General features: G+C 70.3%; 14 protein-coding genes. 5 read left to right on the top strand and 9 right to left on the bottom strand.

The genetic code is table 11. The features are described from left to right. Positions 1 to 114: 114 nt before the first annotated feature. A complete protein-coding gene (locus MZC64_RS35820) occupies positions 115 to 873 on the top strand; it encodes a DUF4239 domain-containing protein (RefSeq protein ID WP_247760359.1) in 759 nt (252 codons plus the stop codon). Positions 874 to 900: 27 nt separating this feature from the next. On the opposite strand, the gene MZC64_RS35815 is transcribed toward MZC64_RS35820, so the two are convergent. Together MZC64_RS35815 and MZC64_RS35810 are read right to left on the bottom strand one after the other, a co-directional pair. Then, complete coding sequence (locus MZC64_RS35815; RefSeq protein WP_247760360.1) at positions 901 to 1677, bottom strand: SDR family oxidoreductase; 777 nt, start codon at positions 1675 to 1677, stop codon at positions 901 to 903. Between the two features lie 79 nt (positions 1678 to 1756). After that, a complete protein-coding gene (locus tag MZC64_RS35810) occupies positions 1757 to 2137 on the bottom strand; it encodes a hypothetical protein (RefSeq protein WP_247760361.1) in 381 nt (126 codons plus the stop codon). A gap of 497 nt (positions 2138 to 2634) precedes the next feature. On the opposite strand from MZC64_RS35810, the gene MZC64_RS35805 reads away from it, so the two are divergent. Next, positions 2635 to 3780 carry a sensor histidine kinase gene (locus tag MZC64_RS35805; protein ID WP_308301105.1) on the top strand — a complete coding sequence of 382 codons (1146 nt, stop codon included), beginning with the start codon at positions 2635 to 2637 and terminating at the stop codon, positions 3778 to 3780. A gap of 109 nt (positions 3781 to 3889) precedes the next feature. Further along, the gene (locus MZC64_RS35800; RefSeq protein ID WP_247760362.1) at positions 3890 to 4612 is read left to right on the top strand and encodes a response regulator transcription factor; all 723 of its coding nucleotides are present in this window, start codon (positions 3890 to 3892) and stop codon (positions 4610 to 4612) included. Here MZC64_RS35800 and MZC64_RS35795 read toward each other — a convergent pair. Then, positions 4542 to 6356, bottom strand: a complete 1815-nt coding sequence (locus tag MZC64_RS35795) for a serine hydrolase domain-containing protein (protein WP_247760363.1) — start codon at positions 6354 to 6356, stop codon at positions 4542 to 4544. The genes MZC64_RS35800 and MZC64_RS35795 overlap by 71 nt on opposite strands. Before the next feature lie 237 nt (positions 6357 to 6593). Here MZC64_RS35795 and MZC64_RS35790 point away from each other — a divergent pair, with 237 nt between their 5' ends. Beyond that, positions 6594 to 7685, top strand: a complete 1092-nt coding sequence (locus MZC64_RS35790; protein ID WP_247760364.1) for a hypothetical protein — start codon at positions 6594 to 6596, stop codon at positions 7683 to 7685. Between the two features lie 110 nt (positions 7686 to 7795). On the opposite strand, the gene MZC64_RS35785 is transcribed toward MZC64_RS35790, so the two are convergent. From MZC64_RS35785 to MZC64_RS35775, 3 genes are all read right to left on the bottom strand, one after another. Next, positions 7796 to 10603 (bottom strand): vitamin B12-dependent ribonucleotide reductase, encoded by a 2808-nt coding sequence (locus MZC64_RS35785; protein ID WP_247760365.1) that lies wholly within the window; start codon positions 10601 to 10603, stop codon positions 7796 to 7798. A 155-nt stretch (positions 10604 to 10758) separates the two neighbouring features. Continuing rightward, complete coding sequence (gene nrdR, locus MZC64_RS35780) at positions 10759 to 11247, bottom strand: transcriptional regulator NrdR (RefSeq protein WP_247760366.1); 489 nt, start codon at positions 11245 to 11247, stop codon at positions 10759 to 10761. Positions 11248 to 11459: 212 nt separating this feature from the next. Beyond that, positions 11460 to 11960, bottom strand: a complete 501-nt coding sequence (locus tag MZC64_RS35775; protein WP_247760367.1) for a hypothetical protein — start codon at positions 11958 to 11960, stop codon at positions 11460 to 11462. Positions 11961 to 12162: 202 nt separating this feature from the next. Between MZC64_RS35775 and lexA the strand changes: the two genes are divergently transcribed. After that, the gene (gene lexA / locus MZC64_RS35770; protein ID WP_374205825.1) at positions 12163 to 12909 is read left to right on the top strand and encodes a transcriptional repressor LexA; all 747 of its coding nucleotides are present in this window, start codon (positions 12163 to 12165) and stop codon (positions 12907 to 12909) included. Between the two features lie 64 nt (positions 12910 to 12973). On the opposite strand, the gene MZC64_RS35765 is transcribed toward lexA, so the two are convergent. The 3 genes from MZC64_RS35765 to rsmH are packed head-to-tail and all read right to left on the bottom strand — an operon-like array spanning position 12974 to position 16601. After that, a complete protein-coding gene (locus MZC64_RS35765) occupies positions 12974 to 14905 on the bottom strand; it encodes a penicillin-binding protein 2 (protein ID WP_247760368.1) in 1932 nt (643 codons plus the stop codon). Continuing rightward, complete coding sequence (locus MZC64_RS35760; RefSeq protein ID WP_247760369.1) at positions 14905 to 15648, bottom strand: hypothetical protein; 744 nt, start codon at positions 15646 to 15648, stop codon at positions 14905 to 14907. Before MZC64_RS35760 ends, MZC64_RS35765 begins: the two co-directional genes overlap by 1 nt. Further along, complete coding sequence (gene rsmH / locus MZC64_RS35755) at positions 15645 to 16601, bottom strand: 16S rRNA (cytosine(1402)-N(4))-methyltransferase RsmH (RefSeq protein WP_247760871.1); 957 nt, start codon at positions 16599 to 16601, stop codon at positions 15645 to 15647. Before rsmH ends, MZC64_RS35760 begins: the two co-directional genes overlap by 4 nt. Positions 16602 to 16762: the final 161 nt, after the last annotated feature.

The following is a 16762-nucleotide window of genomic DNA, read 5'->3' as shown; positions in this document are numbered from 1 at the left end:
GATCGCACTGATTCGCTCTGCTTACAGCATCGGATCGTCATCGCTTCGCGACTGGACCGGACTGTACTCCTCACAGTAGACCGTGATGTAATCCCGGACCAGAAAGGAGCTGAATTGAACCTCTACCTGTCGGGCTTGCTCTGGGTCGCCGGAGTCGCTGTGGTGGTCGCGGCCTTGGCCGTCCTGTTCCGCAGATTCGGCTCCGACGAGGAACGACTGAGCAACAACGAGTCAGCCGGATTGGTTTTCACCATTGTCGGCGGACTGCATGCGGTGGTCACCGCGTTTGTGCTGATCTCCCTGCTGGACACGGTCAAGTCGGTGGGTGACGACTCGACCAAGGAGGCCAACAGCATCGTCGCGGTGAACTGGGCCGCGACCTCCTTCGCGGATCCGGTGCGCGGCAAGGTCGAGGAACTGACCAGGTCCTACCTCGGCACCGTGCTCAACGACGAGTGGCCGAAGCTCCGTCAGGAGCAGGAGGTCGACGAGGACGGCTGGCAGAAGCTGGACGAGTTGCGCAAGGTCATCGCGGAGGCACCGGCCGAGGGTCACTGGCTGGAGAACCGCAAGACCGAGGCGTCCAGCCAGCTCTGGGAGGCCTACCAGGCACGACAGTCGCGACTGGACGCCGCCAGCGGCGGGGTCAGCACGGTGATGTGGTTCGCGCTCATTCTCGGCGCGGTGATGTCAGCGTTGTTCCCGTTCCTGTTCGGCGGCCCGAAGATAATTCCACATATCGTTATCGTAGTGATCCTGACCGCCGCACTGACTCTGCTGCTGTTCGCGATTTACCAGCTGGAAAACCCGTTCAGCGGTGGTGTCAAGGTCGATCCGGACGCATTCAGCTCAGCCCTGGACCGGTTGCGCTGACCCTGCTGAATCATCCCATGTCCGGTTTCACCGGCTTTTTCCGGTCTCTTCGGCGAGGAACTCGGCGAATGTGACCGTGCCGTGTGCGTGTTCCGGTGCGAGGTGTTCACCGTTTCGATACGTGGTGAACACCTTGCCCGGGAATCGCACCGGCAACAGCAAGCGGCGCTTACCCCGCGCACGCAGGTACAGCCGGGCGAGGTCGCTCACCAGGTGCGTTTCCGGGCCACCGAGGTCCGGCACGTTGTCGGCGGGCGTGCCGGTGGCGAGCGCGACGAGCCGTTCGGCGACCTCGGTGACCTCCACCGGCTGCACCCGGATCCCGGACGGCACCGGCATGATCGGCAACGCCGCCAGCCCACTGAGAACCCGGAGCACCAGGTCGTGGAACTGGGTGGTGCGCAGGATCGTCCACGGCAGCCCGGACTCGCGGACCACCGTTTCGGCAGCGAGTTTGCCCTGGTAGTAGGAGAACGGGATCCGGTCGACGCCGACGATGGAGATGTAGACCAGGTGCGGCGCGCCCGCGCGGACCGCGGCCTCGACCACCGTGCGCGTCAGGGCCACGTCCCGCTTGCCGCTGACAACGGTGGCGGTGTGCACGATCGATTCGACCCCGGCGAAGGCGGCGTCCAGCCCCTGTCCCGTGGCGTAGTCGACGGTGTGCCACTCGACTCCCGGATCGGACTCGGCCGGGCGCGGGCTTCGACTGGTCAGCCTGACCTGATGGCCCTCGCGCACCAGTCCGCGCACCACAGCTCGGCCGAGGGTGCCGCTGCCGCCGGTCACCAGAACCACACTCATCGCTGGGCCTCCTGTTCTCGGGTTCACTTTGAGGACGAGCCACCCCGTCCGGGTGTGACCGCCCTCGACGTGGTCCCGGTCACCAGGCGTGCCAGCGGCCGGAGTGCCAGTGCCGGGTTGGCGGAATGTCTGCCTCGGCCAGCGGGCCAGAGTGCAGGCGAGCGGCCGCGTTGACCTCGCGCAGCACCGTGGTGATGGCGCGGCGCAGGTCCTGGCGGGCGCGTCGTTCCGCGATGCGGGCCAGCCGGGCGATCTCCCGATTCCCGTTGTGGGCACGCGAATACGAGTAGATCGCGACGACCCGCCGGAACGCGACCGGCCGCGGCCGACGGCCCTGGTGCTCGGCCTCGGTGCGGATCGCCGTGCTGTAGCGCAGGTCTCTGACGGCCACCGCGTGCCAGGCCCGGTGATGAGCGGTCCGGGCGCGGGTGGACCTGATGTGGGCAGCGGTGCGGGACATGGGACTCCCCTGGTGAGCACCGCCAGGCATCTCCTGGCGGAACTACCTGAAGCCCAGGGGTCCTGATTTCCGCAGCGCGTCCATGCCTGGGACGTTAGCCGGGGCGCGGCGTTGGTGGGGCGCGTTGTCCACAGGGGAGGCAGACCTCGCGGTGGGCGACGGCGAGGCGGTCACGGGCGTCGGTCTGGGCGATGACGCGGACGTCCGGCGTGGCCAACCGGTTCGCCTCGCGCGGCCCCTCGGGCGCGGGCGGGGTCGCTGCACAGGCGCCCTGACGCCCGGCGGCGGTGTCTGCCAACGGTTCCTGGCTGCGGCCGACAGTCGGCACGTGCTCGCCCTGGGCAGCAACCTGGCGAACGCCGGCACAGCCGGTGCCGGTATCGACAACTACTCGCGGTTCCCTTGCGGACAGCCTGAAACCCAGCCGCCAGTGACCGAGCCATGAGATCGGACCCTGGTCCGATGTCACCCCGCCGAACTCCGGTTACGGTCCTGTGGTGTCGGAGTCCTGCATCCCGCGTTTCGGGTCGCGAGCGTTACTGGTCACCGACGCCCTGGTGGCGGTCGTCGTGGTGGTCGTGGCCGGGATGCGGACAGCCTACGGCTTCACACCCGTGGGCGGCCTGGCTGCGGGCTGGGTACTCGCCGTGGCGGTCGGCGCGCCGTTGGCGGTACGACGCCGGTGGCCGACACCAGTGCTGGGCGTGGTGCTGGTGGCCGCGACGCTGGCGACCTTGGCGGAGGTTGCCGGAGACCTGGTGGCGCCGGCGGTGGCGTTCGCGCTGTACCCGGTCGCGCTGGCGGCATCGGGTCGGCGGGCGACCGTGGCGCTGGTGGTCACGCTGGGTGTGGTCGTCGCGGCGGGACTGGTCCGTGCGGTGCTTCCGGTGGCGAGCCCGCCGGGGGTCGAGTCGTTCGGCCGGACTCCGGTGAGCGTGTTGCTCTACGTCTGCGTGGTGGTGGGCGTGGGGTGGGCACTGGCCAGGGCGGTGCGGGCACGGCGAGACCATGCGTCGCAGGTGGCTGAGCTGCGGGCACTGCGAGCAGTGGCCGAGGAACGGCTGCGGATCGCCAGGGACATCCACGACGTGGTCGGGCACAGCCTGAGCCTGATCGCACTGCGGGCCGCGGTGGCCAACCACCTGGCCGACCACGGACACACAGCGCTGAGCGAGATCGAGACGATCAGCCGCCGGGCGCTGGCGGATGTGCGCACGGTGCTCGGCGCGCTGCGTGACCCGGCTGATCTGGAGCCGGACGCGCGGCCGCTGGAGCGGCTGGTCGCGGACAGCCGGTTGGTGGGCCTGGACGTCCGTCTGGTGGCACCTGATCTGTCCGTGGTGTCGGAGTCGGTGCGGGTCTCGGCGTACCGGATCGTGCAGGAGGCGCTGACCAATGTGGTGCGGCACGCTCAGACCCGGGAATGCCGGGTCCGGCTGGCCGTCGAGGAGAACGAGTTGCTGGTGGAGATCGAGGACGATGGTCCCGCTCGTGGCCCGATCGGGCCGTCCGGGCACGGACATGTCGGCATGCGGGAGCGAGCCGCGCTGCATCGGGGCAGCGTGGTGGTCGGACCGCGCGCCGAGGGCGGGTTCGCGGTCCGGGCCCGACTGCCGTTGCGGCCAGGGGACGGCGATGACTGAGCCGATGCTGCCCCAGCCGACGAGGACTGATCCCGTGACGGCAGAGGCCGTGCTGACGGAGGACGTGATGACGGGGCCGGGGACGATTGAGCCGGGGACGACTGGGCGCATGGCGACTGGGCCCGTCACGACAGAGCCACCGAAGACTGGGCCGATTCGGCTGGTGCTGGCCGATGACGAGCCGATGCTGCGCAGCACGCTGCGGCTGCTGTTGGAGGCCACATCGGACGTGGTCGTCGTCGGCGAGGCGGAGAACGGGCAGGTCGCACTCGACCTGGTCGCCGCACACGAGGTCGACCTGGTGCTGATGGATGTCCGGATGCCGGTGATGGACGGGATCGAGGCGACCGCCCGGATCACCGCCCGTCCCGGGGCGCCCAAGGTGCTGGTGCTGACCACCTTCAACCTGGACGACTACGTGTTCCGGGCGTTGTCCGCGGGTGCCAGCGGGTTCCTGCTCAAGGACACCGCGCCGAAGGATCTGCTGGCCGGAATCCGGGTGGTCGCCGCCGGGGAGTCGCTGCTCGGGCCGAGTATCACCCGCAAGCTGATCGCCGAGTTCACCGGCGAATGGCGACAGCGGCAACCGCTCCGGCAACTCACCGGGGTGACCGAGCGGGAGCGCGAGGTGCTGACGCTGATCACCCACGGTCTGTCCAACGTCGAGATCCAGGAGAGGTTGTTCCTCAGCCGGGGCACGGTAAAGACCCACATCGGGCGGCTGCTGGCCAAGCTCGGCGCGCGGGACCGGGCGCAACTGGTCATCGCGGGCTACGAAGCCGGACTAGCGCGGCAACCCTGGTCAGCAGGACGAGCAGGCAGCCAACGGTAAGCACGGCCAGGAACACCATGAAGGTCGGGTAGAGGTAGGCGACCTGGAGCCAGGCGATGTCGCGACCGCGGAACAGCAGGCCGACAACGCGGTGGATGAGCAGGAACAGCGGCAATGGCAGCAGATTGGGCAGGAGCCGGGCGGCCAGGCGCAGCGGACTGGGGCTGGCGGGCCGGTTCGGCGAGCTGGGACTGGGGCTGGGACTGGGGCTGGGACTGGGACTGGGACTGGGGCTGGGACTGGGACTGGGGCTGGGACTGGGACTGGGACTGGGACTGGGGCTGGGACTGGGGCTGGGACTGGGGCTGGGCACCTGGTGCGGCGAGCTGGCGCCGGAGCTGATCGCCCGGTGCGGCGAGCTGGGACTGGGACTGGGGTTGATTGCCCGATGCGACGGGCTGGGGTTGACCGCCAGGTGCGGCGGGCTGGAGCTGGGCGCCCGGCGTGGTGGGCTGGCGGGGGCTGCGCCATGTGGGGAGCCGGCGGCGGTTTCTTGTGGACTGGCTTGCGGTTCGGCCTGTGCAGGCTTGGCGGCGGATGTGGTCTCGGATGGGATGGCGAGGGCCGTGACCGGTGTGGGGCTGACCGTGGTCGCGGGCGGCGATGTGCCAGTGCGGGAACGGGCCCAGCGGCGCGATCTGCGGATGCCTCGAGCGGCGAGGAGCAGGGTTGCGGCGGCCAGGGTGAGCAGGATGGTGTCGGTGATGAGCAAGGGGTTTGTCGGTGGGGTGGGTTGGGGGCGGTCTTCCAACAGGGCGATGAGGCGGTGGGCCAGGGCGGGGGCGTCGGCGTGGGTGGTGCCGGTGTTGGCCAGGACGGCGATGCCGTAGCCGGTGTCGGGGAGCAGGGCCTGATAGGCGGTGGCGGTGAACAGGTCGCCGCTGTGCGCGATCAGCTTCGCGCCTGAGTCGGTTCGGCCGGTTGACCAGCCCAGGGCGTAGTTGCCCGAGGTGGGAGACGGGGTGTGGGTGGCGGTGATGGTCGCCGGGGTGGCGATGGTGGCGCCGGTGGGGCTGCGGCCGTTGCCGGTCTGGGTGATCAGCCAGGCGGCCAGGTCCTGGGCGGAGCTGAGCATGCCGCCGGAGCCGTTGCCGAAGGCCGGGGGTTCGGGGAGAGCCAGCGGGAAGCCCAGGATCAGCAGATGGCCCACTGGACCGGGGAGGTCCCGGGCGGTGTTGAGGGTGTGGGTGTTGGTCATGGCCAGTGGGGTGAGGATGTGCCGGCGTAGGTAGTCGGCGAAGGGCTGGCCGCTGACGACCTCGACCAGGCGGGCGGCCACCTGGAAGTTCGGGTTGTGGTACTCCCAGCGGGTGCCTGGGTCGGCGGCCAGCCTGGCCGCACGCATGGACGCGACCGACTCGGCCAGGGTGTTGGGCTGGGGGCGGGTGAAGGACGGGAACGTGGTGTCGGACAGGCCTGAGGTCTGGTCCAGCAGCTGGCGCACAGTGATCGAGCCGGCCCGGGGGTCCGCCATGCTGAACTCGGGCAGGTAGGTGTGGGCCGGGCGGTCGAGGTCGAGGCGGCCCGCTTCCACCAGCTGTGCCACGGCTAAGGCGGTGAAGGACTTGCTGAGTGAGGCGATGGGCATCGCGGTGGCGGCGGTGACCGGTTCGCCGGACGGGGTGCGGCCGTAGCCCGCGGCGTGCAGGACCCGGGTGCCGTGGGTGATGGTCACCGCGGCGCCGGGGAGGCCGGTGGCGTCCAGGTACTCGCGGACGATCGTGTCGATGGCGGCCGGTGTCACGGCGGTTGATGTCACGGCGGTTGATGCCGCAGACGGCGGGGCGGCGGGTGTGGGGAGCAGGGTGCTGACAAGTGCGGTGATCGCGGTCAGGAGGAAGGGACGTAGGGGCACGAGGCGAGTTTGGGGTGGGGCTGGGGCTTGGGGATCGGACCAGGATCCGATCTTGGGGGTTGGCGGGTGGGTGGTGTGGGGTGGGAAGCGTCGTGGGGCGGACGGGCGCCCACCTAGACTGCGGCGATGGCACCCGATGGGTTTTCGGTCGACACCGCGGTCGAGGCGGTAGAGGCGGCGATCGCGGCGAAGAAGCTCTCGCTGCTGGAAGCGGCCTATCACGACCTCGCCACGGCCCCGACAGACGTGCTGGCCGCGCACTCGGCCGCGATCGGCCCTCGGCTGACCGCCCTGCTGCCCGAGATGCCGCAGTGGCATTCGGCCGTGTACGCGGTGTTCGTGGGCGCGCTGGTGGAATGGCAGGCGGACGCGGTGGCCTGCGCGCCGCCGATCCTCGACGGTCTGCAGGAGAGCCTGGAAGACGCGATCGAGTTCGCCCGCTTGTGGCGCAACAGGTTCGGTGCGGACGCCGAGTTGCCGGAGCCGACCGAGATGCCCAGCGAAGAGGTGCAGGACCGGCTCGGGCCGGACTTCGGGGACGTCTGGCACGCGCCGTACTTCGGCTGGCACACCGTGCACAAGTGGGAGATGGCCGCGGTGGCCGTGCTCGCCGATCGCCGCGTGCGCCGGGGGCTGACCAACCGCGCCGAACTGCTGGAGCTGATCGACCGGCTGGAACCGGACTACGGTGACCTGCGCTGTGTCCAGTGGGCGCTGCTGCTGCTCGACGAGGAGCCGCTGCTGGTGCTGGACCGCGCCTCCGGACGGGCCTTCCGCATGCGGATGAGCGGGATCGCCGGGAACTACCAGCTCCAGACGTTGCTGGCCGGAGCGCTCATCGGGGGCGGGCACCTGCCGGGGCAGGCGCCGACTGCCGAGGCGGTGGCGCTGAGCAGTGTCGCGGAGATCGACATGAAAGCGCTGGACTCGTTGCCGCACACGGTGGAGTGCTTCAACTTCGCCGAACCCTCCGGCCGCTGGATCTGGGGCGAGTCCACGCCCAGCCGGATCCCGGTCGTGGACGGCATCCGCAGGCTGGTGCTGGATCCGCCGGTGTTCACCCACGCCTACCAGGCCGTGCGCTTCCTGCCGCGGGTGCCCGGACGCCTCGACCTGGAGGAGATCCTGGAACCGGCCGAGGCCGCGCCCTACTTCGCGGGCGTCCAGGACCTGATGCCGGTGCAGGAAGCCAGTCGGCTGGCCGCGGACGGGTACTGAGCCGCCAGGTGCTGACCCGACGGGTGCCGTGCGAACGACGGTGAAAGGCCCGGTCAGGGTGGGGGTCGCCCACCCTGACCGGGCCTTTCGCGTTCAGCCGGTGCTGGTGGTCAGCTGCAGCCGGAGGTCGAGCCGCAGCCCTCGCACACGTAGCAGGACCCCGCGCGGCGCATCTTCGTGCCGCAGGTGAAGCACAGCGGCGCGTCGGCGGCCATGCCCAGTTGCAGTTCGATCAGCTCGGTCGAGCTGCCCGCCGTGACCTCGGCAGGCTTGGCCGCGACCTCGCCCTTGCCCGCGGCGGGCTTGGCCTCGACCGTGGTGCGCAGGGCGGTCAGGTCGACCTCGCCGGTGCCGTACTCGGCCTCCACCTGGGCCGAGCGCTCGTCGGCGGTGAAGATGCCGAGTTCGGCGCGCTTGGCGGCTGGGAGGTGGTCCAGGGCCAGGCGGCGGAACAGGTAGTCCAGCACGCTGGTGGCGATGCGGACGTCCGGGTCGTCGGTCATGCCCGCCGGCTCGAAGCGCTGGTTCATGAACTTCGAGACGTAGAACTCCAGCGGGATGCCGTACTGCAGGCCCACCGAGATGGACATGGAGAAGGCGTCCATGACACCGGCCAGGGTCGAGCCCTGCTTGCCGAGCTTGACGAAGATCTCGCCGAGACCGTCGTCCGGGAAGGAACCCGCGGTGAGGTAGCCCTCGGCGCCGCCCACGGTGAAGGACACCGTCTGGCTGGGGCGCTTCTTCGGCAGGCGCTTGCGGACCGGGCGGTACTCGATGATCGTCTCGGGCTGCTTCTCGCCGGACTTGGTCGCGCTCTTGCCCGCCGAGAGCGGCTGGCCGACCTTGCAGTTGTCCCGGTAGATCGCCAGCGCCTTGAGGCCGAGCTTCCAGCCCTCGTAGTAGATCTTCTCGACCTCCTCCACGGTGGCCGTCTCCGGCATGTTCACCGTCTTGGAGATGGCGCCGGAGATGAACGGCTGCACCGCGGCCATCATCCGGACGTGGCCCATCGCGGCGATGGAGCGCTCGCCCATCGCGCAGTCGAAGACCTCGTAGTGCTCCAGCCGCAGGCCCGGCGCGTCCACCACGTGGCCGTGCTCGCCGATGTATTCCACGATCGCCTCGACCTGCTCGTCCTGGTAGCCCAGGGCGGTCAGCGCGCGCGGCACGGTCTGGTTGACGATCTGCATGGAGCCGCCGCCGACCAGCTTCTTGAACTTGACCAGCGCCAGGTCCGGTTCGATGCCGGTGGTGTCGCAGTCCATCATCAGGCCGATGGTGCCGGTGGGGGCGAGCACGCTGGCCTGCGCGTTGCGCCAGCCGTTGCGGTTGCCGGTGGCCAGGCAGTCCTGCCAGGCGATGGTGGCCAGCTTGTGCACGGCCTTGTCGTTGCTGTGCATGGTGCGGACCAGGTCGTTGGCCGCGGCGTGCTTGCGCATGACCCGCTGGTGGCCGTCGGCGTTGCGGGCGTAGCCCTCGTACGCGCCGACCACCCCGGCCAGTTCGGCGGAGCGCTTGTACGCGGTGCCGGTCATCAGCGAGGTGATCGCGGCGGCCAGCGCGCGTCCGCCGTCGGAGTCGTAGGCGTGGCCGGTGGCCATCAGCAGCGCGCCCAGGTTGGCGTAGCCGATGCCGAGCTGGCGGAACTTGCGGGTGGTCTCGCCGATCGGCTCGGTCGGGAAGTCGGCGAAGCAGATCGAGATGTCCATCGCGGTGATGACGAACTCGACTGCCTTGGCGAAGCGCTCGCCGGCGAAGCTGCCGTCCTCGTTGAGGAACTTCATCAGGTTCAGCGAGGCCAGGTTGCAGCTGGAGTTGTCCAGGTGCATGTACTCCGAGCACGGGTTGGACGCGCTGATCCGGCCCGACTCCGGGCAGGTGTGCCAGTCGTTGATGGTGCCGTCGTACTGGATGCCCGGGTCCGCGCACTCCCAGGCGGCCTTGGCCAGCTTGCGGAAGATCTCCTTGGCGTCCCTGGAGTCGATCGCCTCGCCGGTGGTGCGGGAGCGCAGGTGGTAGCTGCCGCCGCCGTCCACCGCCCGCATGAACTCGTCCGAGACCCGGATCGAGTTGTTCGCGTTCTGGTACTGGACGCTGGTGATGTCCTTGCCACCGAGGTCCATGTCGAAGCCGCCGTCCCGGAGGATGCGGATCTTCTCCTCCTCGCGGGCCTTGGTCTCGATGAACTCCTCCACGTCGGGGTGGTCCACGTCGAGGATGACCATCTTGGCCGCGCGCCGGGTCGCCCCGCCGGACTTGATGGTGCCCGCGGAGGCGTCCGCGCCACGCATGAAGGAGACCGGGCCGGAGGCGCTGCCGCCGGAGGAGAGCAGTTCGCGGGAGGAGCGGATGCGGGAGAGGTTGACCCCGGCGCCGGAGCCGCCCTTGAAGATCAGGCCCTCTTCCTTGTACCAGTTGAGGATCGACTCCATGGTGTCGTCGACGGCGAGGATGAAACAGGCCGAGACCTGCTGCGGGGAGGCGGTGCCGACGTTGAACCAGACCGGCGAGTTGAAGCTGAACACCTGGTGCAGCAGCATCCAGGTCAGCTCGTGCTCGAAGATCTCCGCGTCCTGCTGGGTGGCGAAGTAGCCGTTGTCCACCCCGGCCTTGGTGTAGGTCAGCACCACCCGGTCGATGAGCTGGCGCAGGCTGCTCTCGCGCTTGTCGGTGCCGACAGCGCCGCGGAAGTACTTGCTGGTCACGATGTTGACCGCGTTCACCGACCAGAAGTCGGGGAACTCCACTCCGCGCTGCTCGAAGTTCACCGTGCCGTCGCGCCAGTTGGTCATGACGACGTCGCGGTGCTCCCAGCTGACCTCGTCATAGGGGTGCACACCGGCGGTGGTGTAGACGCGCTCCATGCGCAGGCCGGTGGCCTGCTCCCCGGCGGCCGGGGTCCCGACGGTCTCCGTCATGACCTTTTGCTCTCCCTCGCTCGCTGCTGCTGCACGCCTGGCCCCGTCCGGTGTCCCCGTCCGATTCGGTCCGGCAAGACTCTTCTTGTTCTTCGCCGCCGGGGTCTTGGCCGCCGCGCCCTTGGCACGCTGACCGGGACGCCGTTCCTGGCTGGTCATTCGCTCTTCGCCGCTTCCTGCTCGTCCCCGGCCTCGGGCGCCTTGGCCTCGCGGAGGTCGAGGATCTCCTTCTCGAAGTCCTCCACCGAGGTGAAGGACCGGTACACGCTGGCGAAGCGCAGGTAGGCGACCTCGTCCAGCTCGCGCAGCGGGCCGAGGATGGCCAGGCCCACCTCGTGGCTGGGCACCTCCGCGACGCCGGTGGAGCGGATCGCCTCCTCCACCTGCTGGGCCAGCAGCTGCAGCTTGTCCTCGTCGACCGGACGGCCCTGGCAGGCGCGGCTGACCCCGCGGGCCACCTTCTCCCGGCTGAAGGGCTCGGTGACGCCGGAACGCTTCACCACCGCCAGCACGGCCTCCTCGACCGTGGTGAACCGGCGGCTGCACTGCGGGCAGGACCGGCGACGGCGGATGACCTGGCCCTCGTCCACCTCGCGGGAGTCCACCACCCGCGAGTCGGCATGCCGACAGAATGGACACCGCACGGTCCTCGCCCCTTCCCCGCACCAGCCGCCTCGACCCAATCAGTGGGACAAACACAGCGGTGTAACTACTAGATGTAGGGGTAGAAACTAGGCCGAGCGGGTTAAGGAAGCAAGTTGACAGGCGCATGTCATCACGCGTCGGGGGGACATGCGAGCGGGATCACGCCATCAGGTGAAAGACGGCCCAGTTCAGGGCCGGATCGCGGCCGGGCTCAGGGCCGGGCGGGGTCGGCGTCCAGGTCGGGCACCCACAGCGGCTGACCGGCGTGCGGACCGTTGGACAGCGAGGAGTTCAGCTCGTGGATGCGCGCGACGACCTCGGCGGTGGAGCGGCCGGGGGCGACCCGGCGGGCCAGGTCGGTCAGGGTCTCGCCGGCGCCGAGCTGGGTGAGCATGGTCTTGGCGGGCAGCGGGGCGGTGTCACCGCCCATCCGTAGTTCGGCGAGCAGGCCCAGCCCGAGCACGGCCAGCGCGGTGACCAGGGCGACCAGCACCACGTCCACCCAGGTGGCGCGGCGCCGGGCCGGTCCGCAGGTGGCGATCACCCGGCCGGCCTCCTCGGCGGACAGCTCGCTGTCCGGGCGCCCGTGCGGCCGGGCGCCGTCCCCAGCCCGGCGGACCCGCAGGCTGCGCCGCTGCCAGGCGACGTGGGCGGGCACGTGGCCGGTCCCGGCCTGCTGCTGCGCGGTTTCGGTGTGCGTGAGCGCCGACATGACGTCTCCATCCAACGCGAGCGGTCCCTGGCTCGAACGTCGATCGAACGCCTGTTCGATCGAACGTCCGTGCGAATGTCTACCACCACGGCGCGCTGATTTGAAGCATTTCCGGCGTGTCGTTCGAACACGCGTTTGATCTGGGCACGCTGTGCGACTACCGTTCGAACCTGAGTTCACCTGGGATCTGGAGGGCACCCCCGTGGCACGCGAGACGACCAAGGAGCCTGTTCTTACCGGCGCTGAACCCGCTGCCGAGGCGGGGGAGGCGGCGCGACGGGCCGAGGTGCACGTCCTACCGGCGCCGGTGGCCGAGGGCGCCGAACTCGTGGGCCTGACCCCCAGGCAGACCAGGGTCCTGGAGGTCATCAAGGACTGGCTGGAGCGCTTCGGCTACCCGCCCAGCATCCGGGAGATCGGCGAGGCGGTCGGACTGAACTCCACCTCCTCGGTGGCCCACCAGCTCCGTGCGCTGGAGCGCAAGGGTTACCTGCGGCGCGACGCCAACCGCCCGCGCGCCTACGGCGTGCGCACGCCGGAGGGTGAGGAGGAGCCGGAGGGCTTCGCCCGCCCGGTCCCGACCTATGTGCCGGTCGTCGGTCGCATCGCCGCCGGTGGCCCGATCCTGGCGGAGGAGTCGGTGGAGGAGGTCTTCCCACTGCCCAAGGAGCTGGTCGGCGAGGGTTCGCTGTTCCTGCTCAAGGTGGTCGGCGACTCGATGGTCGACGCGGCCATCACCGACGGGGACTGGGTGGCCGTGCGCCAGCAGCCCGACGCGGACAACGGGGACGTGGTGGCCGCGATGATCGACGGCGAGGCCACGGTGAAGACGTTCAAGCGCCGGGACGGGCATGTCTGGCTGATGCCGCACAACCCGGCCTACGAGCCGATCCTGGGCGATGAGGCGCAGATCCTGGGCAAGGTCGTCGCGGTGCTGCGCCGCCTCTGACCCACCCGCTGACAAAGCCCCGCTCCGCTCGCCGGAGCGGGGCTTTCGCGTCGGTGCCGGGCGGTCAGCGCACGATCAGGCTCTGGATCGGGCTGGGTTCCGGGGAGACCGGGATCCGGTAGCGCTGCACCAGGTAGGAGGCGACCTCGTGGAAGAGCGGGGCCGCGGACTTGCCCTCCGCGCCGCCCTCGGTGGGCGCGTCCAGCATCAGCCCCACCACGAACCGCGGGTTGTCCGCAGGCACCATGCCGGCGAAGGTGATCCAGTACTGGCTCTGGCTGTACCGGCCGTTCTCGACCTGCTGCGCGGTGCCGGTCTTGCCGGAGATCTGGTAGCCCTCCAGCGCCGCCGCGGGCCCGGTGCCACGCAGGTCCGGTTTGCCGGGCACCTGCTGCACCACCGCGCGCATCATGTCCCGCACGGTCTTGGCCGTCTCCGGGGAGACCACCCGCACCCCGTCCGGGCGCTTCTCCTCGCGGCGCTGCTTGGCATCGGCCCCGCCGCCGGGGGGGGAGACGAGTTCGGCGCGCACGATCCGCGGCGGGACGCGCACCCCGTCGTTGGCGATGGTCTGGTACATCCCGGCCATCTGCAGCACGGTCATGTTCAGGCCCTGGCCGATCGGCAGGTTGCCGAAGGTGGACTGGGACCACTGCGAGCGCGGCGGCACCGTGCCCGGCGACTCACCGGGCAGGCCGACGCCGGTGCGCTTGCCCAGGCCGAACTTGGCCAGCATGTCGGCGTAGCGGTCCTCGCCGACCTCCTTGGCGGTGAGCAGGGTGCCCACGTTGGAGGATTTGGCCAGCACCCCGGTGAAGGTCATCCGCTCGGTGCCGTGGTCCCAGGCGTCGGAGACGACGTGCCCCGGGTAGCTGATGCTGCCCGGCACGCTGAGCACCGTGGTCGGGGTGACCAGGCCGTACTCGATCGCGGCCGCGGCGGTGACGATCTTGTTCACCGAGCCGGGCTCGAACGGCGAGGTGACCGCGAACCGGTTGAGCTGGTCCTTGGTCGCGGTGGGGAAGTTCTTCAGGTCGTACGGCTTGTCATCGGCCAGCGCGTAGACCTCGCCGGTCTTGGCGTCCAGGACCACGGCCGAGCCGTTGCGCGCGCCCACCCGGCGGACGTAGTCGGTGAGCTGCTGCTGCAACCGGTACTGCAAGTCCGCGTCGATGGTCAGCTCCAGGTCGGAGCCGGGTGTGGGCGGGATCAGCTCGCGCTCGCTGCCGGGGATGACCGCGTCCTCGTTGTTGGCCACGGTGTCCACGATCCGCTTGCCGTTCTTGCCGGTCAGCAGGTCGTTGCGCATGTTCTCGAGGCCTTCGATCCCGGCCAGGCGGTTGGGTTTGTCCTCCATCCGCCAGTTCGCGAAGCCGAGCAGGTCGGAGGCCAGCGTGCCGCCGGGGTACTGCCGTTCCTCCCGGGACTCGGCGCCGATGTCGGAGAACGCCTTGGTGATCTCCCTGGCCTTGCCGGGCTCCACGTTGGGCGCCAGCACCACGTACTTGACGTCCCTGCGCAGCTTTTCCAGGATCTCGTTCTCGTTGACCTGGTTCCCGAGCACCTGCTTGAACTTGGCCGCGATGTTGCGCTTGCGCTCGTCCCCGTTGGGCACGTGTTCCTTGGCGCCCTTGGTCTTGGCGTCCTCGGCCGCCTTGTCCCACTCCTGGCTGATCCGCTGCGGCAGCGCGTAGAGCGCGCGGACCTGGCTGGAGAAGGCGAGCAGCGCGCCGTTGCGGTCGGTGATCGAGCCGCGCGGGCCGGGCAGCTCCTGCGGGGTGCTGCGCTGGCGCTGGGAGGCCGCGGAGAGTTCGCCCGCGTTGATGACCTGCACCTCGATCAGCTTCACCCCGGCCGCGACCAGCGCGATGACCAGCATGATCCGGCCGACCACGGCGCGGGTGCGGTGGTTGCCCATGCCGCCGGGCGGGCGGCTGGTCCGGGCGCCGCGGACGGACCGCGACCGGACCGGGCGGCTCGTGCGCGAACGCTGCATCAGCCGGCTCCTCCTGGCTGACCCGCGCCCTCGGCCGGGCCACCCGGTTGCTGCTGGCCCTGCGCGGGCTGCCCGCCGGGCTGTCCCTGCTGGTCCGGAGCGCCGGGCTGACCCTGGCCCCGCGGGTTCTGGCCACCGGGCTGACCCGGCGCGCCACCCTGCTGGCCCTGGTCGGGCGGCGGGTTCTGCGCGGGCGGGTTGTTCGGCGGGGCGGGGTTCTGCGCCGGCGGGTTCGGGTTCTGCGCCGGTGGGTTCGGCTGCTGCCGGGGCGCGGGTTTGACCGCCTTCGGCTCGCCGACCACACCCCAGCTGCCGTCCGGCCGCTGCACCAGCATGGCCGGGTCGATCGCGGGCAGCAGGCCCATCTCCCTGGCCTTGCGGTCCAGCTCGGCCGGGGACTCCTTGGTGGCGACCTCCCGGCGCAGCAGCTCGACCAGTTCGGCCTGGGCGCGCGCGTCCTTCTTGATCTGCTCCAGCTTCACCGAGTCGGCGGCCGCCGCCGTGGTCAGCCACAGCGAGGTGACCAGGCCGATGCCCAGCAGCGACATCACCATGAGCACGAACGGCGCGCGGAAGCCGGTCGCGGCGGCGCGTTCCTGCACCGGCCGCAGCCAGCGGTCCTTGCGCTGCTCGCGGCGGGCGTAGGCGCGTTCGGCGGCGGTGGACCGGCCGCGGTCGCCCGGCGTGGCCGGGCTCGCGTGCTCCGGCAGCTCGGGTGGGGTCTGCCGTGCTGGTGCGGTCATGTCGCCTCCCTGATCCGCTCCGCGGCCCGCAGCCGCACCGAGGCGGCCCTCGGGTTGACCGCCTGTTCCTGTTCACCGGCCTGTTCCGACCCTCGGGTGAGCAGCTTCAGCTCGGGGCCGTGGCCGGGCAGCTCCACCGGCAGTCCCGGCGGTGTGGTCGAGGTGGCCCGCTGGACCAGCACCCGTTTGACGATCTTGTCTTCCAGCGACTGGAAGGACATCACCGCGATCCGGCCGCCCAGTCGCAGCGCGTCGACGGCGGCCGGGATGGCCCGGCGCAGCACGTCCAGCTCGGCGTTGACCTCGATCCGCAGCGCCTGGAAGGTCCGCTTGGCCGGGTGCCCGCCGGTGCGCCGGGTGGCCGCGGGGACGCTGGCATACAGCAGGTCCACCAGGCGTCCACTCGTGGTGAACGGCTCCTTCTCCCGCTCGCGCACCACCGCGGCGGCGATCCGGCCGGCGAAGCGCTCCTCGCCGTAGTCGCGCAGGATCCGGGACAGCTCGCCGGCGCTGTAGGTGTTGAGGATGTCCGCGGCGGTGACCGGGCCGCTCGGGTCCATCCGCATGTCCAGCGGGGAGTCTTTGGAGTAGGCGAACCCGCGTTCCACCGCGTCCAGCTGCAGGGAGGAGACACCGCAGTCGAAGAGCACGCCGTGCACCCGCGGTATACCGAGATCGAGCAGCACCTCGGGCAGCTCGTCGTACACCGCGTGCACAAGGTGGGTACGCGAGTTGTATACCGCGAGTCGCTCGCCGGCCAGCTTGAGCGCCTGGGTGTCCCGGTCCAGGCCGATCAGCGTCAGCCGGGGGTGTGCGGCCAGCAGGGCCTCGGAATGCCCGCCCAGACCGAGCGTGGCGTCGACCACCACGGCGTCCGGTCCGCTCAGCGCGGGTGCGAGCAGCTCAAGCGTGCGGTCCAACAGGACCGACACGTGCTGCGGCTGCCCCGTCATGGCGGTCACTACCTCTCTTACCCGCCCATGCGCGACAAGCAGGTGCCTTGTTCGTCTCCCGATGCCGCCAGGTCCCCGCCCGCCCGTCGCACCTGGTGCCGGGGAAGGTGCACCAGGGTCGAAAGCCGAGCGGACCGAGGCCAAGCCGCATCCGAATGCCT

Source organism: Crossiella sp. S99.2 (assembly GCF_023094165.1).
Taxonomy (GTDB): Bacteria; Actinomycetota; Actinomycetes; order Mycobacteriales; family Pseudonocardiaceae; genus Crossiella.
This window is presented reverse-complemented; position numbering and strand designations above follow the sequence as displayed.

Excerpts from the sequence above, each read along its gene's own strand:
- MZC64_RS35775 (WP_247760367.1), bottom strand. The coding sequence starts at position 11,960 with ATGTCGGCGCTCACGCACACCGAAACCGCGCAGCAGCAGGCCGGGACC.
- MZC64_RS35810 (WP_247760361.1), bottom strand. The coding sequence starts at position 2,137 with ATGTCCCGCACCGCTGCCCACATCAGGTCCACCCGCGCCCGGACCGCT.
- rsmH (WP_247760871.1), bottom strand. The coding sequence starts at position 16,601 with ATGACGGGGCAGCCGCAGCACGTGTCGGTCCTGTTGGACCGCACGCTT.
- MZC64_RS35760 (WP_247760369.1), bottom strand. The coding sequence starts at position 15,648 with ATGACCGCACCAGCACGGCAGACCCCACCCGAGCTGCCGGAGCACGCG.
- MZC64_RS35800 (WP_247760362.1), top strand. The coding sequence starts at position 3,890 with ATGGCGACTGGGCCCGTCACGACAGAGCCACCGAAGACTGGGCCGATT.
- MZC64_RS35765 (WP_247760368.1), bottom strand. The coding sequence starts at position 14,905 with ATGCAGCGTTCGCGCACGAGCCGCCCGGTCCGGTCGCGGTCCGTCCGC.
- MZC64_RS35815 (WP_247760360.1), bottom strand. The coding sequence starts at position 1,677 with ATGAGTGTGGTTCTGGTGACCGGCGGCAGCGGCACCCTCGGCCGAGCT.
- MZC64_RS35790 (WP_247760364.1), top strand. The coding sequence starts at position 6,594 with ATGGCACCCGATGGGTTTTCGGTCGACACCGCGGTCGAGGCGGTAGAG.
- MZC64_RS35785 (WP_247760365.1), bottom strand. The coding sequence starts at position 10,603 with ATGACGGAGACCGTCGGGACCCCGGCCGCCGGGGAGCAGGCCACCGGC.